General features: G+C 70.0%; 13 protein-coding genes. 11 read left to right on the plus strand and 2 right to left on the minus strand.

Annotated features, from left to right (window positions below; genetic code table 11):
- Positions 1–22: 22 nt before the first annotated feature.
- On the plus strand, positions 23–661 hold the full coding sequence (locus LRQ07_RS11920; RefSeq protein ID WP_256536438.1) for a Maf family protein: 639 nt from the start codon (positions 23–25) through the stop codon (positions 659–661).
- Positions 662–739: 78 nt separating this feature from the next.
- On the plus strand, positions 740–2,506 hold the full coding sequence (locus LRQ07_RS11925) for an acetyl/propionyl/methylcrotonyl-CoA carboxylase subunit alpha (protein WP_256534731.1): 1,767 nt from the start codon (positions 740–742) through the stop codon (positions 2,504–2,506).
- Between the two features lie 171 nt (positions 2,507–2,677).
- Here the strand turns inward: LRQ07_RS11925 and LRQ07_RS11930 are convergent, their stop codons facing one another.
- Positions 2,678–4,126 (minus strand): NAD(P)H-quinone dehydrogenase, encoded by a 1,449-nt coding sequence (locus tag LRQ07_RS11930; protein WP_047523575.1) that lies wholly within the window; start codon positions 4,124–4,126, stop codon positions 2,678–2,680.
- Positions 4,127–4,174: 48 nt separating this feature from the next.
- Here LRQ07_RS11930 and LRQ07_RS11935 point away from each other — a divergent pair, with 48 nt between their 5' ends.
- The 3 genes from LRQ07_RS11935 to LRQ07_RS11945 are packed head-to-tail and all read left to right on the plus strand — an operon-like array spanning position 4,175 to position 6,940.
- Positions 4,175–5,008: a purine-nucleoside phosphorylase gene (locus tag LRQ07_RS11935; RefSeq protein WP_131492674.1), complete on the plus strand. Its 834-nt coding sequence runs from the start codon at positions 4,175–4,177 to the stop codon at positions 5,006–5,008.
- Positions 5,005–6,675, plus strand: a complete 1,671-nt coding sequence (locus LRQ07_RS11940; RefSeq protein WP_256534732.1) for a phospho-sugar mutase — start codon at positions 5,005–5,007, stop codon at positions 6,673–6,675. Before LRQ07_RS11935 ends, LRQ07_RS11940 begins: the two co-directional genes overlap by 4 nt.
- A 1-nt stretch (position 6,676) precedes the next feature.
- Entirely contained in the window at positions 6,677–6,940 is a 264-nt protein-coding gene (locus LRQ07_RS11945) for an HPr family phosphocarrier protein (protein ID WP_232763683.1), read from the plus strand.
- A 9-nt stretch (positions 6,941–6,949) separates the two neighbouring features.
- Here the strand turns inward: LRQ07_RS11945 and LRQ07_RS11950 are convergent, their stop codons facing one another.
- Positions 6,950–8,872 (minus strand): BglG family transcription antiterminator, encoded by a 1,923-nt coding sequence (locus LRQ07_RS11950; protein WP_256534733.1) that lies wholly within the window; start codon positions 8,870–8,872, stop codon positions 6,950–6,952.
- 165 nt (positions 8,873–9,037) lie between these two features.
- Here LRQ07_RS11950 and LRQ07_RS11955 point away from each other — a divergent pair, with 165 nt between their 5' ends.
- Genes LRQ07_RS11955 through LRQ07_RS11980 form a run of 6 tightly spaced genes read left to right on the plus strand, consistent with a single transcriptional unit; the run spans position 9,038 to position 14,525 of the window.
- On the plus strand, positions 9,038–9,355 hold the full coding sequence (locus LRQ07_RS11955; RefSeq protein WP_256534734.1) for a PTS sugar transporter subunit IIB: 318 nt from the start codon (positions 9,038–9,040) through the stop codon (positions 9,353–9,355).
- Positions 9,352–9,633 (plus strand): HPr family phosphocarrier protein, encoded by a 282-nt coding sequence (locus tag LRQ07_RS11960; RefSeq protein ID WP_047523581.1) that lies wholly within the window; start codon positions 9,352–9,354, stop codon positions 9,631–9,633. The genes LRQ07_RS11955 and LRQ07_RS11960 overlap by 4 nt, the downstream gene beginning before the upstream one ends.
- Positions 9,630–11,315 (plus strand): phosphoenolpyruvate--protein phosphotransferase, encoded by a 1,686-nt coding sequence (gene ptsP / locus LRQ07_RS11965; RefSeq protein ID WP_256534735.1) that lies wholly within the window; start codon positions 9,630–9,632, stop codon positions 11,313–11,315. The genes LRQ07_RS11960 and ptsP overlap by 4 nt, the downstream gene beginning before the upstream one ends.
- Positions 11,312–12,940: a PTS mannitol transporter subunit IICB gene (locus tag LRQ07_RS11970; protein WP_256534737.1), complete on the plus strand. Its 1,629-nt coding sequence runs from the start codon at positions 11,312–11,314 to the stop codon at positions 12,938–12,940. Before ptsP ends, LRQ07_RS11970 begins: the two co-directional genes overlap by 4 nt.
- Positions 12,937–13,371, plus strand: a complete 435-nt coding sequence (locus LRQ07_RS11975) for a PTS sugar transporter subunit IIA (protein ID WP_047523583.1) — start codon at positions 12,937–12,939, stop codon at positions 13,369–13,371. Before LRQ07_RS11970 ends, LRQ07_RS11975 begins: the two co-directional genes overlap by 4 nt.
- On the plus strand, positions 13,368–14,525 hold the full coding sequence (locus tag LRQ07_RS11980; protein WP_256534738.1) for a mannitol-1-phosphate 5-dehydrogenase: 1,158 nt from the start codon (positions 13,368–13,370) through the stop codon (positions 14,523–14,525). Before LRQ07_RS11975 ends, LRQ07_RS11980 begins: the two co-directional genes overlap by 4 nt.
- Positions 14,526–14,607: the final 82 nt, after the last annotated feature.

The raw sequence follows: 14,607 nt of genomic DNA on the forward strand, positions 1-14,607 counted from the left end.
CTTCGAGGATACGGTGGTGGACATGCGCGTCTGCCTCGCCTCGACCTCACCGGCCCGACTCATGCTGCTGCGGCAGGCGGGTATCGAACCGCTCACCGTCTCCCCGGACGTCGACGAAGACGCCGTCGCCGCCGCCGCGGAGGAAGAGCGCGGCACCCCGCTGGCCCCTGCGGAGCTCGTGCTGCTGCTCGCCCGGGCGAAGGCTGCCGCGGTCGCGCGGGGTCTCGCCGAGGAGGGGGTCTTCGACGGCCTCGTGATCGGCGGGGATTCGATGTTCGCACGCGGCGGGCGCGTCTACGGCAAGCCCTACACCCCCGAGGAAGCCACGCGACGCTGGCAGGAGATGCGCGGTGCCACGGGCATCCTGCATTCCGGGCACTCCGTCTTCCGTGTCGCCCCGGGCCGGACACCCGTCGAGGCGACTGCGGTCGCCGAGGCCGCAGTGACCTTCGCCGACGATGTCAGCGATGCTGAGATCGCCGCGTATGTGGCGTCGGGCGAACCCCTGCATGTGGCAGGGGCGTTCACGGTCGACAGCCTGGGCGGGGCCTTCATCACCCGCGTGGACGGCGACCCCTCGACCGTCGTGGGAATGTCCCTGTCGACCGTGCGGCGCCTGGCCACCGAGCTCGGCGTGCCGTGGACGGACCTGTGGTCGTAGACTCCCCTCCACGTTTCTGCCACTTTCTTGTGGGGAGTCGTCAAAGGGATCGGGGTCCTTCTCGCTAGGCTGGCAAGCATGCCTGCTATCGCCAAGGTGCTCATCGCCAACCGCGGCGAGATCGCCGTACGCATCATCCGCGCCGCTCGTGACTCCGGGATCGCCTCGGTCGCCGTCTACGCCGACCAGGATCGGGACGCCCTGCACACGCGTCTGGCCGACGAGGCCTACGCTCTCGGCGGCTCCACCAGCGCGGAGACGTACCTCCAGATCGAGAAGATCCTGTCGATCGCCCGCCGTGCCGGTGCCGACGCCGTGCACCCCGGCTACGGCTTCCTGGCCGAGAACGCCGAGTTCGCGCGCGCGATCATCGATGCGGGGATGACCTGGATCGGCCCGTCCCCCGAGGCCATCGAGGCTCTCGGCGACAAGGTGACCGCGCGCCATGTGGCCGAGAAGGTCGGCGCGCCCCTCGCGCCCGGCACACCCGGCCCCGTCGACGGTGCCGACGAGGTCATCGCCTTCGCGAAGGAATTCGGCCTCCCCATCGCCATCAAGGCCGCCTATGGCGGCGGCGGCCGCGGCCTCAAGGTCGCCCGCGAGCTCGACGAGGTCGCCGAGCTCTTCGAGTCGGCCACCCGCGAAGCCGTCGCCGCGTTCGGCCGCGGCGAGTGCTTCGTGGAGAAGTACCTCGACAAGCCGCGCCACGTCGAGACCCAGTGCCTGGCCGATGCCGCCGGCAACGTCGTCGTGATCTCGACGCGCGACTGCTCGTTGCAGCGCCGTCACCAGAAGCTCGTCGAAGAGGCTCCGGCCCCGTTCCTGACGAACGAGCAGAACGCGCAGCTGTACTCCGCCTCGAAGGCCATCCTGAAGGAGGTCGGCTACGTCGGTGCCGGCACCTGCGAGTTCCTCATCGGTGCCGACGGCACGGTGTCGTTCCTCGAAGTGAACACCCGACTGCAGGTCGAGCATCCGGTCTCCGAAGAGGTCACCGGCATCGACCTGGTCCGCGAGCAGTTCCGCATCGCGGCCGGCGGCACCATCGACTACGACGACCCCGAGCCCCAGGGACACTCGTTCGAGTTCCGGATCAACGGCGAGGACCCCGGTCGCGGATTCCTCCCCCAGCCCGGACCGATCCACGTGTTCAAGACGTTCGGCGGTCCCGGCATCCGCCTCGACTCGGGCGTCACCGCCGGGGACGCCGTCTCGGGGGCTTTCGATTCGCTCCTCGCGAAGATCATCGTCACGGGCAAGGACCGCGCCGAGGCGCTCGAGCGTTCGCGCCGCGCACTCGACGAGTTCGAGGTCGCCGGACTCCCCACTGTCATCCCGTTCCACCGCAAGGTCGTCCGCGATCCCGCGTTCACCGCGGAGAACGGCGAGTTCGGAGTCTTCACCCGGTGGATCGAGACGGAGTTCGTCAACGACATCCCGGCCTGGGACGGTGAGCTCGAAGCCCCGGCACCCGCCGATTCGCGCCACACGGTCGTCGTCGAGGTCTCCGGCAAGCGCCTCGAGGTGAGCCTCCCCGATCGCGTCGCCGTCGCCCCGGGCACCGCGGGTCGCCCGGCTGCCGTCCCGCCGTCCCGTCGCAGCCACGCGACCACCGCCAATGCCGGAGCCTCCGGCGATGCGGTGAAGTCCCCCATGCAGGCGACCGTCGTCAAGATCGCGGTCGAGGACGGTCAGCAGGTCGTCAAGGGCGACCTCGTCGTCGTGCTCGAAGCGATGAAGATGGAGCAGCCGCTCCAGGCGCACAAGGACGGCGTCATCGGCAACATCAACGCGGACGCCGGAACGACGGTCTCCGCAGGACACCAGCTGCTCACCATCAGCTGACCTCCACCGTCCGGTCTCGCCGCGTTGTTCGCCGAGACCCCCGGTGAACGCCGAAACCCCGTGGTGCAGATGTCTGCCACACGGGGTTTCGGCGTCAGGCGGGGGTCTCGGCGATCCGTCGCGCCGCAGAACTCAGCCGCAGAACTCAGTCGCAGAGCTCAGCCGCAGAACTCAGGAGATGTTGACGAGGTGCATCGCCCTGCTCGCATCGGTGATACTGCTCGACAGCGAGGGGTACGCGGCGAACACCCGCGAGACCTGGTCGACCGTGAGACGACGTTCGACGGCCACAGCGATCGGGTAGATCAGTTCCGACGCCTTCGGGGCCACGATCACGCCACCGATCACCGTGCCGGACCCCTTGCGGGCGATGATCTTGACGAAGCCGTCCTTGATGCCCATCATCTTGGCGCGGGGGTTGGCGGCGAGGGGAAGCTTGTAGACGAGACCGTCGGTCACCCCGTCCTCGGCGTCCTTCTGCGAGAAACCCACGGTCGCGATCTCGGGTGCCGTGAAGATGTTCGAGGTGATCTTGATCAGTTCGAGCGGGATCACGATGTCGCCGAGGGCGTGGAACACCGCCGTGCGTCCCTGCATCGAGGCGACGGAGGCCAGCGGGAAGAAGTTCGTGCAGTCGCCGACCGCGTAGATGTTGGGCACCGAGGTGCGGGCGACGCGGTTCACGCGCACGTGACCTGAATCATCGAGCTCGACGCCCGCCTCCTCCAGACCGATGCCCGCGGTGTTGGGGATGGAGCCGACGGCCATGAGGCAGTGGCTCCCGTCGACCGTGCGGCCGTCGGACAGCGTCACGGTCACTCCGTCGTCGGTGACCTCGACCCGGTCGGCGCGGGACTTCGAGAGCACCTGCATCCCGCCGCGCTTGAACACCTTCTCCAGAACGCGTGCGGCGTCCTGGTCCTCCCCCGGGAGCACCTGCTCGCGGCTGGAGATGAGCGTGACCTTCGCACCGAGGTTCATGTAGGCCGAGGCGAACTCCGCTCCGGTCACCCCCGACCCGACCACGATGAGGTGCTCGGGCAGCGCCTTCATGTCGTAGAGCTGGGTCCATGTGAGGATGCGCTTGCCGTCGGGCTTGGCGGAGTCGAGCTCACGCGGCGATGCCCCCACGGCCACGACGATCGTGTCGGCCTCGACCCGGTCGAAGTCGGTGCCGCCCTGACCGGTCGACACGACGATCGCCGTCGGCCCCTCGAGTCGTCCGTGCCCGGAGAGGATGCGCACCCCGGCCTCGAGGAGCGTGGCACGCATGTCCTCCGACTGCTGACCGGCGAGGGCCAGGAGGCGCTTGTTGACGGCTGCGAGATTGATCGCGATCTCGGGCTTGAGGGGCTTGCCGTTCTCGCCCTTGGCGTAGAAGTTGACTCCGAGGTCGCTCGCCTCGGAGATGGCGACGGCGGCATCCGCCGTCGCGATCAGGCTCTTGGAGGGGACCACGTCGGTGAGGACGGCCGATCCACCGACCCCCACCCGCTCGACCAGGGTGACCTCGGCCCCGAGCTGAGCGGCCGCGAGGGCCGCCTCGTAACCGCCGGGACCGCCGCCGAGGACGGCGACGCGCTGAGTGCGCTCGAAAGTGGTGGAAGACATGGAATCCATTCTTCCCCAATCCTGGCCCCCGAGCCTGCACCTTCCTAGAGTGGATCCATGCCCGAAACGCACAGCAACCCCCTCGACGACCCGACCGCGAACCCCTTCGAGGTCGCCGCGCAGGCCGCCGCCGACATCGCGCGACTGTCCGGTGTCGAGAACCATGACATCGCCCTCACCCTCGGCAGCGGCTGGGGCAAGGCCGCCGATATCATCGGCGAGACGGTCGCCACGATCCCCGCCACCGAGGTCACCGGCTTCTCCAAGCCCGCACTGGAGGGCCACGTCGGCACGCTGCGCAGCATCCGCACGCCCGGCGGCAAGAACGTCCTGGTGATCGGCGCACGCACGCACTACTACGAAGACCACGGCGTCCGGCGCGTCGTGCACAGCGTCCGCACCGCCGCGGCCACGGGCGCCAAGATCATGGTGCTCACCAACGGCGCCGGTGGCATCCGTGAGACCTGGCGACCCGGTCAGCCGGTGCTCATCAGCGATCACATCAACCTCACCGCCGATTCGCCGCTCGAGGGCGCCACGTTCATCGACCTCACCGACCTGTATTCGAAGCGACTGCGCGACCTCGCGCGCACGATCGATCCGATGCTCGATGAGGGCGTGTACACCCAGTTCCGCGGTCCGCACTACGAGACCCCGGCGGAGGTGCAGATGGCGAAGCACATCGGCGGACACATCGTCGGCATGTCGACCGCGCTCGAAGCGATCGCCGCCCGCGAGGCCGGCATGGAGATCCTCGGGTTCTCGCTCATCACGAACCTGGCCGCGGGCATCCAGCAGACCCCGCTCAGCCACGCCGAGGTGATCGAAGCCGGTCGTGAGGCGGAGCCGGTGATCTCCGCTCTCCTGGCGAGGGTGGTCGAGGCCCTGTGAACGAGGAGAGACTCGCGCAGGCGCGCGCCTGGCTGCGTCAGGACCCGGATCACCAGACACGCGACGAGCTCGCGGGCCTGATCACGCGGGCGTCCGCCGGTGAGGCGGCAGCGGCCGCGGAGCTCGACGATCGGTTCCGCGGACGCCTGGAGTTCGGCACCGCGGGGCTCCGCGGCGAGCTCGGCGCCGGAAGCAACCGGATGAACCGGGTGCTCGTGGCCCAGGCCGCGGCGGGCTTCGCCGCGTATCTGCGGGAGAAGACGCACGGAACCACCCCGACCGTCGTGATCGGCTACGACGGGCGACGCAACTCGCGCGTGTTCGCGACCGACTCGGCGGAGCTGTTCGCCGGCGCGGGTCTGCGAGCGATCCTCCTGCCGCGCCTGCTGCCGACGCCCGTGCTCGCCTTCGCCGTGCGGCACTTCGGCGCCGACGCCGGTGTGATGGTGACCGCGAGCCACAACCCGCCGAACGACAACGGCTACAAGGTCTATCTCGGCGGCGCCGACCAGGGTTCGCAGATCGTCGCCCCGGCGGATGCCGAGATCGCCGCGCACATCCAGCACACGGCCGATGCCGGCTCGATCGCCGCGCTGCCGCGCTCGACGGACTACGAGACCGCCGGCGAGGACGTCGTCGACGCGTATGTCGCGGCCACCGCCGCCGTGGCCCCCGCACCCGCCGGTGCCACCGGGATGCGATGGGTCTACACCGCGATGCACGGAGTGGGGTGGGAGACGGTGTCGCGCATCGTGCGCGAGGCGGGCTACCCGCAGCCTTTCGTCGTGGATGAGCAGCTCACGCCCGACGCCACCTTCCGCACGGTCTCCTTCCCGAACCCGGAGGAACCGGGAGCAATGGATCTCGCCTTCGCGCGGGCTCGGCGGGTGAAGGCGGACTTCATCCTGGCCAACGACCCCGACGCCGATCGCCTGGCCGTCGCAGTTCCGGACGAGACGGCAGCGGACGGGTGGCGTCGACTCACCGGCAACGAGGTCGGGCTGCTGCTCGGGGCACGTGCCGCCCGCGCGGCCGCCGGCACACCGGGCGCCTCCCTCGCATGCTCCCTCGTCTCCTCCCCCGGTCTCGGCGCCGTCGCCGCCCACCACGGACTCGACTTCCACGAGACGCTCACCGGCTTCAAGTGGATCTCGCGCGCCCCGGGGATCGTCTTCGGTTTCGAGGAGGCCCTGGGCTACCTCGTGAACCCGGAGACGGTTCGCGACAAGGACGGAGTGTCGGCGGCCGTCGCGATCCTCGGGCTCGCCGCCGAGGCCCGTGACCGCGGCGCGACGCTGGTCGACCTGCTCGCCGAGTTGGGCGAGACATACGGGCACTTCGCCAGCGGACAGGTGTCGGTGCGCGTCGAGGACCTCGCGGTCATCGGCAACGTCATGCTCGCCCTGCGCACGCTGCCGCCGACGCAGATCGCCGGACGTTCGATCACCTCGGCCGAGGACCTGATGCACGCCGCGCCGGGCGCACCCTCCGGGGATGTGCTGCGGTACCGCCTCGGCGACGGCTCGCGCGTGATCGTGCGCCCGAGCGGCACCGAACCCAAGCTCAAGGTCTACATCGACGCCCGGGCCGACTCCTCCGAGGCCGCCGCTGCGGCCGTCGTGGAGCTCGAGGCCGGAGTGCGGACCCTGCTCGACGAGCGCACCTGACATGCCGGTCCGACGCGTCATCGTCAGCGCCCACAACGGCGTGCACGCCCGTCCGGTGGCGGAGCTGGTGCGTCTCGCGCAGTCGCACAGCACACCCGTGACCCTGCGGACGGAGGACGGCACCACCGTCGACCTGAGCAGCGTGCTGGCCGTGATGGACCTCGGCATCTCGTCCGGGGATGCGGTGGTGCTCGAGACGACGGCCTCCGACACCGCGGAGGCCGTCCTCGATCAGCTCGTCGAGGTGCTCGCCCCGCGGGGGTGACGGCGGGGGTCAGCCGTCGATCACGGCGACGAGCTCATCAAGGAACGCCTCGAACGTCGACCCCCGACGGACGATCCGCTGCACGCTCTCGCGTTCGCTGAACACCTCGACCAGCTGCTCGAACACCGTCTGGAACGCCGCACGGTCGCTCTCGCTGAACGCGGCAAGGGCGACGACCTGCACCCGGCCGTCCCCCCAGGCGGCCGAGCCGTCCGCCACCCCGATCGCGATGGCCGTGCGGGTCGCGGTCATCTGCAACGCATGCGGGACGGCGAGCGCATCGGTGAACGCGGTCGATGACATCCGCTCGCGCACGATCGTGTTCTCGATGTAGTCCTCACCGATGAGCCCTGCCTGCACCAGCAACCCCCCGAGGCGGCGGATGATCGCCTCTTCCCCCTCGTCCGGCAGCGGGAACACGTAGGCGTCAGCCAGGAAGTAGCGGGCGAGCTCGCCGCGGAGGCGGGTGAGCCGTCGTCCGCGGCGCACCCGGGCGGCGGCCTGCTGGATCCGGTCGACGTCGGCATCGGTCAGGAACGGCTGGATCCGGACGAAACGGTCGCCCGCCTGACCCGGCTCGATCGTGCTGAGCACGAGGTCGGTGTCGAAGGACGCCCAATCGGGGTCGACGTTGGTCACGACGGTGGTGACCTCGATCGCCGACCCCAGCGAGCGGTCGACACTCGAGCGGAGCAGCTCGTGCAGCTCGTGATACCCGGGGCAGACGATCGTGGCCGTGAGGATCGACTCGGCCTTGCGGCTGCGCTCCAGCCTCCCGCCCACGTGCATCGCGATGTACGCGATCTCGTCGTCGTGGATGGGCGTCCCGACGCGGTCGTGGAGGCCGCTCGCGATAGACACCGCCACTTCGAAGATCATCGGATAGGTGGTCTTGAGCGAGCGGGTGAGCGGGTTGCGCGTCAACGCGCTCTCCTCCGCTCGTCGCAACAGGTTCTGCACGTGCAGCGCGAGCCGGAGCACGAACGTCTCGTCGACGAGGTCCACCTGGAAGTCCTCGGCGGCTCTGCTGATCTCCGCACGGACGGCGGCCTCGACCGCGGGGTCCACCCCGCTGCGTGCCACCTCGCGGGTCGCGTCCTCCCCCGGCGCGACGATGCGGGTCAGGACGAGGGAGGCGAGGTGACCGCTGTCGCCCTCCCCGAGCACGACTGCGAAGTGCTCGGACGCCAGCCGGGCGATGACCGCACCCACCCGGGGGATCTCCTCCCGCGCACCGGCCGGTGAGGAGTCGAGCGCGTGTCCGGCGGCGACACGCTCCGCCGCGATGGCGATGTGGAGGAGGACGTCGGCGATCGCGAGCTCGTTCACGTAGTAGCCGAGCTCGCCCAGCTCCCGGACCAGCGCGGACTTGAAGGGACCCACCGCGCTGGCGGCGACCGCGGACCCCGAGAGGGCACGACGGAAGGTCTCGGGGTGGAAGGAAGCGTCGTCCATCTCGTCGTGGGCGAGTCGGCTGAGAAGACGTCGTTGCGCGGCCTCGTCGCCGCGGAGTCGCACGTTCTCCCGGTCGCGCTCGAGCACGAGCTCGGTGCCGTCGAGCAGACCCCGCACGCGGACCAGGTCCGCCTCGAGGGTGGCCTCGCTGACGTGGAGTTCGTCTGCGGTGTCGAACACGTCGATCCCCGCCGGCACATCCAGAAGCCGCCGCACGAGCGTGTGCAGACGGTCACGGGGTGCGGATTCCCCGGCCTGTCGCCTCCGGAGCGCTCCACGAGCCCCGGGTCCCGCGCGGTAGCCCGCCGGAGAGGACTCGATCACGTCGGCACCGGGCGACCGCGCGTTCAGAGCGGCGACGTAGGAGCGGATGCTGCGCGGGGTGACTCCGAGCAGATCGGCGAGGCTGCCCGCCGTCGCCCAGCCCTCTTGTCGCAGCAGCACGGCGAGGAGCTGGTCCTGACGCTGGCGCGACATGAGCCTTCCCTTCCCGCGTGCTGACCGCACTGTCTCGACGTGGTCTCCATGATGTCAGCTTGCCGACGCGCTCGGGCGGAAGGCGCTGTTCCGCGGGGGCGGAAAGGAACGTGTTGGCGCAGGATCCTTCCGGTTCACAGACTGTTCTCAGGAAGGTGGGAGTCGATGAGGATCCTCGTGGTGTGCGGCGCCGGCGCGTCGAGCACGTTCGTCGCACAGCGGCTCCGGAGTGCGGCGGCGACGGCTGGCCTCGGCTGGGAGGCGACGGCGGGGATGGAGAGCTCCGTGTCGGACTCCGATGTCGACCTCGTCCTCGTCGGCCCTCACCTGGGCGACCGGCTGGAAGCCATCCGCGCCCGTGCGCACGCGCCCGTCGCGGTGCTCCCCGGGGACGTCTTCACGGACCGGGACGGCTCCCGCACTCTCGTCTACGCCCGATCGATCCTCGCCGCCGCCGGCGACACCCCGAAAGGAACACCATGACCGCCACCCGCACCGTCCGGATCGGCTCCTCCCACGGATTGCACGCCCGCCCGGCAAAACTCTTCGCGCAGGCGGCGAAGGACTCCGGCGTCGCCGTCACGATCGCCAAGGATTCGGGCAAGCCTGTCAATGCGGCGAGCATCCTCGGTGTCATCGCCTTGGCGGTCGAGTACGGCGACTACGTGACGCTCACCGCCGAGGGTGACGGCGCCGAGGGCGTGCTCGACACCCTCACCGAGCTCCTCACCACAGACCATGATCAGGAGGCCGCCGGATGAGCGAGCTGCGGGGTGTGGGGATCGGTCTCGGAGTGGCACAGGGACCGGTCATCCGCATGTCCGAAGCGATGCCCGCTCCGGAGAACACGCCGAGCACCGCCGGAGCAGACGCCGAGCGCACCCGTGTGCACGAGGCCGTCGCGACCGTCGCCCGGGAGTTGAACGAGCGCGGCCGGACCGCAGGAGGCTCGGCTCAGGAGGTGCTCGAGGCCCAGGCGATGATCGCCGAAGATCCGACACTCCAGGACGAGGTCGACACCCGCATCAATGCCGGCGCGACCGCCGAGTGGGCCGTGCACGACGCCTTCGCCGGCTTCCGCGCGACGCTCGAGGCCGTCGGCGGCTACCTCGGCGAGCGCGCCGCCGATCTCGATGACATCGCTCAGCGTGTGCTCGCGCACCTCCGCGGCGTCGAGGCGCCCGGTGTTCCGAACCCCGGGCACCCGTTCGTCCTGGTCGCACGCGATCTCGCCCCGGCCGACACCGCCCTGCTCGACCTGGATCAGGTGCTCGCACTGATCACGACCGACGGCGGGCCCACCTCGCACACCGCGATCCTCGCCCGGGAGAAGGGCATCGTCGCGATCGTGGGCGTCGCGGACGGCGCGCAGCTGATGACGGGTGAGACGGTGATCGTGGATGCGGCCGCGGGCGTCGTGACCCGCGAGCCCACCGACGAGCAGAAGAGCCGCGCCACGGAGCGCGCGGCCGCCCGTCGTGCAGCCGACGCCGCTCCGCTGACTCCCGGCGCCCTCGCCGACGGCACGCCTGTCGCGCTGCTCGCGAATCTGGGGAAGCCCGCAGACGCCGCGGATGCGGTCGCTCGGGGGGCCGAGGGCGTCGGGCTCTTCCGCACCGAGTTCCTGTTCCTCTCCTCGGCTCAGGCGCCGACGGTCGCCCAGCAGCGCGAGTCCTACCGCGAGCTGCTGGCCGCGTTCCCCGGCAAGAAGGTCGTGGTGCGGATGCTGGACGCCGGCGCGGACAAGCCCCTCGCCTTCCTCAACGACGCCCACGAGGAGAATCCTGCGCTGGGGCTCCGGGGCCTTCGTGCCCTGCGAGCGAGCGAAGACATCCTCCGCGAGCAACTGACGGCCCTCGCCGAGGCGGACGCCGAGACCGAGGCCGACCTCTGGGTGATGGCTCCCATGGTCGCCACCGTCGAGGAGACCAGGTACTTCACGGATCTCGCCCGCGAGTACGGGCTCACGACGGCCGGCGTCATGGTCGAGATCCCGGCGAGTGCTCTGCTCGCCGACCGCGTGCTGGCGCACGCCGATTTCGCCTCGATCGGCACCAACGATCTGACCCAGTACACGATGGCGGCGGACCGCATGCTCGGCTCCGTCGCCGGCTTCCAAGACCCCTGGCATCCTGCCGTCCTGCGCCTCGTGCGCGAGGTCGGCGATGCGGGAGCGCGTCTCGGGAAGCCCGTCGGCATCTGCGGCGAAGCGGCGGCGGACCCTCTGCTGGCGGTCGTGCTCGTCGGGCTCGGCGCCACGAGCCTCTCGATGGCCCCGTCCGCGCTGGCCGACGTGCGACACGCACTCTCCGAACACACCCCGTCCGAGGCACGGAGCCTCGCCGAAGCCGCCCTGGCCGCTGACGATGCCTCCTCCGCCCGAACCGCCGTGGCGACGCTCGCCGCGGAAATCACCCTCCACAAGAAAGAGACGACATCATGACGACGACGTCACCTGCCGCCACGAGAACCGGCGGCGTCCGCGTAGGAGTGCAACGCTTCGGCACGTTCCTCTCGGGCATGATCATGCCCAACATCGCGGCCTTCATCGCCTGGGGCTTCATCACGATGCTCTTCATCCCGAAGGGCTTCTTCGGGGCCGAGAGTCCCTTCGGCTGGCACTGGGCCGGCGTCGCCGAGATCATCGGCGGTGGCGGCGACTCCGCCGTCCTCGGCTGGCAGGGCGCGATGACGGCCGTCACCGAGAGTGCCGACGGAAACGTCCTGGCCTACGTCGGCCTCGTCGGCCCGATGGTCACCTACCTTCTCCCGCTGCTGATCGCGAACACCGCCGGCCGCATGGTCTACGGCGAGCGCGGCGGAGTGGTCGCCACGATCGCGACCGTCGGCGTGATCGTCGGCACGAACATCCCGATGTTCCTCGGCGCCATGATCATGGGGCCGATCGCCGCCTGGATCATGAAGCAGGTGGACCGCCTGTGGGACGGCAAGATCCGCCCGGGCTTCGAGATGCTGGTCAACAACTTCTCGGCGGGCATCCTGGGCATGATCCTCGCGATCGTCGGGTTCTTCGCCTTCGGGCCCGTCATGCTCGGCATCAGTGCCGTGCTGGGGACAGCCGTCGACTGGCTCGTCACGCTCAACCTGCTGCCGCTGGTGTCGATCATCGTCGAGCCGGCGAAGGTCCTGTTCCTGAACAACGCCATCAACCACGGTGTGTTCACCCCGCTGGGCATCGAGCAGGCCGCGGAGACCGGCAAGTCGATCCTCTTCCTCATCGAGGCGAACCCCGGGCCCGGGCTCGGCCTGCTGCTGGCATTCACCTTCTTCGGCGTGGGCGCTGCGAAGGCCTCGGCCCCCGGAGCGGCGATCATCCAGTTCTTCGGCGGTATCCACGAGATCTACTTCCCGTACGCGCTGAGCAAGCCGACCACGATCCTCGCACTCATCGCGGGTGGCGCGGCCGGTGTCACCACGAACATGGTCCTCGGCGGCGGCCTGGCCTTCCCCGCGGCCCCCGGCAGCATCATCGCGGTGACCGCCGCGGCCATCGGACCCGGTGTCGGCAACCTCCTCGTCGTGTACCTGTCGGTCATCATCGCCGCGACGGTGACGTTCCTCATCACCGGCGTCATCCTGCGGGCCTCGCGCAAGCGCGACCTCGAAGCCGAGGGTGACTCCTTCGGTGCCGCGATCGCACAGACCGAGGCGAACAAGGGCAAGTCGTCCGCCGCGATGGACGCGCTGCGCACGTCGACGGCGACCACGGCCTCCGCGGCCGCCCCGAGCACCACTGCAGTCGCGACCACTCCGATCGAGCGCATCGTCGTCGCCTGCGACGCCGGTATGGGCTCCTCCGCCATGGGCGCGAGCGTCTTGCGGAACAAGCTCAAGAAGGCGGGCATCGACGACATCACGGTCACCAACCAGGCGATCGCCAACCTCGACGGCACGGCCGACGTGGTGATCACCCAGCAGCAGCTCACCGAGCGCGCCACGGCCAAGTCGCCGGACTCGGTCCACGTGTCGGTCGACAACTTCATGAACTCGCCCAAGTACGACGAGGTCGTGGACATGGTGCGCGAGCAGCGAAAGGAAGCAGAATGAGCGTTCTCACCCCCGAACAGGTCCGCATCCATCCCGGTAGCGCGACCAGGGACGAGGCCCTGCAGGAGGCGACGGACATCCTCGTGGCCGCCGGAGCCGTCACCCCGGCCTACGTCGATGCGATGCGACAGCGCGAGGAGACGGTCTCGACCTTCATGGGCAACGGACTGGCGATCCCGCACGGCACCAACGACGCGAAGGACGCGATCCTCGCCTCCGCGCTGTCGGTCGTCCGCTACGACGGCGGGGTCGACTGGTCAGGCGATCCCACGACGTTCGTGATCGGCATCGCCGGGGTCGGCGACGAGCATCTGGAGATCCTCTCGCGCATCGCGATCCTGTTCTCCGAGGAGGATGACGTGGCTCGGCTCTCCGCCGCTCAGACACCGGAGGCGCTCTACGCCCTCCTCTCGGAGGTGAACGAGGGATGAAGGCGGTCCACTTCGGGGCCGGCAACATCGGTCGCGGTTTCGTCGGTCTGCTGCTGCGCCAGGGAGGCTACGAGGTCGTGTTCTCCGACGTCGCCGATGCCCTGGTCGACGCGATCAATGCGACCGCCGAGTACACCGTGCACGAGGCCGGCCCCGGAGGGACCGATCACGTCGTCACCGGCTTCCGCGCCGTCAACAGCCGCACCGATCCGGCCGCCGTGGCGGAGGAGGTCGCCTCGGCCGATGTCGTCACGACCGCAGTGGGGCCGACCGTGCTGCGGTTCGTGGCACCGTCGATCGTGGCGGGGTTGGCTCTCCGCTCCCCCGATGCCGCGCCGCTGCAGGTCATGGCCTGCGAGAACGCGATCGGGGCCACCGACCTGCTGCGCCGCGAGGTCGTGGCCGCGGCCGGGGCAGATGCCGACCTGCTGCTCGCGCGCGCCGTCTTCGCGAACACCGCGGTCGACCGCATCGTCCCGGCGCAGCCGGCGGACGGCGGCGTCGACGTCACGGTGGAGCCGTACTACGAGTGGGCCATCGAGGCCGGCCCGTTCGGCGGCGCGCTGCCGAACATCCCCGGTGCCCACTTCGTCGATGACCTGGCGCCGTACATCGAGCGCAAGCTCTTCACCGTGAACACGGGGCACGCCGCCACCGCATACTTCGGCGCACGCGCGGGTATCGAGCGCATCTCGGATGCCCTGGCCGACCCGGCGATCGCCTCGAGCGTCTCGGCCGCGCTGGAGGAGACCTCGGCAGTCCTGGTGGCCGAACACGGGCTCGACCCCGCTGACCTGGCCGCCTATCGGGCCACCATCCTGGACCGCTTCCGCAATCCCGCGCTCGTCGACACCGTGCAGCGCGTCGGCCGTCAGCCGTTGCGCAAGATCTCGCGACACGAGCGCTTCATCGGACCCGCCGCGATGGCTGCGGAACGCGACCTGCCGACGGATGCGCTCGTCGCCGCCGTCGCCGCCGCGCTCGAGTTCGATGACCCCGCCGATGAGCAGTCGGTCGAACTGCAGGCGCTGCTGCGCACCGAGCACGCCACGGCGTTCACGACGCGCACGACGGGACTCGATCCCGAGCACCCGCTGTTCCCTCGCGTGCGCGACGCCGTCGTGGACCGGCAGCAGCACCTCCGGCCCGACTGATCCACGGATCTCGACGCCCCCGCCCACCGGATACGATCGGTGGACGGGGGCGTTTTTTCGAGCACAGCGACGTGCGGGGAGC

Source organism: Microbacterium sp. J1-1 (assembly GCF_024498615.1).
Lineage (GTDB): Bacteria > Actinomycetota > Actinomycetes > Actinomycetales > Microbacteriaceae > Microbacterium > Microbacterium aurugineum.

Bases quoted from the DNA above. Each gene is read 5' to 3' on its own strand.
- LRQ07_RS11920 (WP_256536438.1), top strand. From the start codon at position 23: ATGCGCGTCTGCCTCGCCTCGACCTCACCGGCCCGACTCATGCTGCTG.
- LRQ07_RS11925 (WP_256534731.1), top strand. From the start codon at position 740: ATGCCTGCTATCGCCAAGGTGCTCATCGCCAACCGCGGCGAGATCGCC.
- LRQ07_RS11930 (WP_047523575.1), bottom strand. From the start codon at position 4,126: ATGGATTCCATGTCTTCCACCACTTTCGAGCGCACTCAGCGCGTCGCC.
- LRQ07_RS11935 (WP_131492674.1), top strand. From the start codon at position 4,175: ATGCCCGAAACGCACAGCAACCCCCTCGACGACCCGACCGCGAACCCC.
- LRQ07_RS11945 (WP_232763683.1), top strand. From the start codon at position 6,677: ATGCCGGTCCGACGCGTCATCGTCAGCGCCCACAACGGCGTGCACGCC.
- LRQ07_RS11950 (WP_256534733.1), bottom strand. From the start codon at position 8,872: ATGTCGCGCCAGCGTCAGGACCAGCTCCTCGCCGTGCTGCTGCGACAA.
- LRQ07_RS11955 (WP_256534734.1), top strand. From the start codon at position 9,038: ATGAGGATCCTCGTGGTGTGCGGCGCCGGCGCGTCGAGCACGTTCGTC.
- LRQ07_RS11960 (WP_047523581.1), top strand. From the start codon at position 9,352: ATGACCGCCACCCGCACCGTCCGGATCGGCTCCTCCCACGGATTGCAC.
- ptsP (WP_256534735.1), top strand. From the start codon at position 9,630: ATGAGCGAGCTGCGGGGTGTGGGGATCGGTCTCGGAGTGGCACAGGGA.
- LRQ07_RS11970 (WP_256534737.1), top strand. From the start codon at position 11,312: ATGACGACGACGTCACCTGCCGCCACGAGAACCGGCGGCGTCCGCGTA.
- LRQ07_RS11975 (WP_047523583.1), top strand. From the start codon at position 12,937: ATGAGCGTTCTCACCCCCGAACAGGTCCGCATCCATCCCGGTAGCGCG.
- LRQ07_RS11980 (WP_256534738.1), top strand. From the start codon at position 13,368: ATGAAGGCGGTCCACTTCGGGGCCGGCAACATCGGTCGCGGTTTCGTC.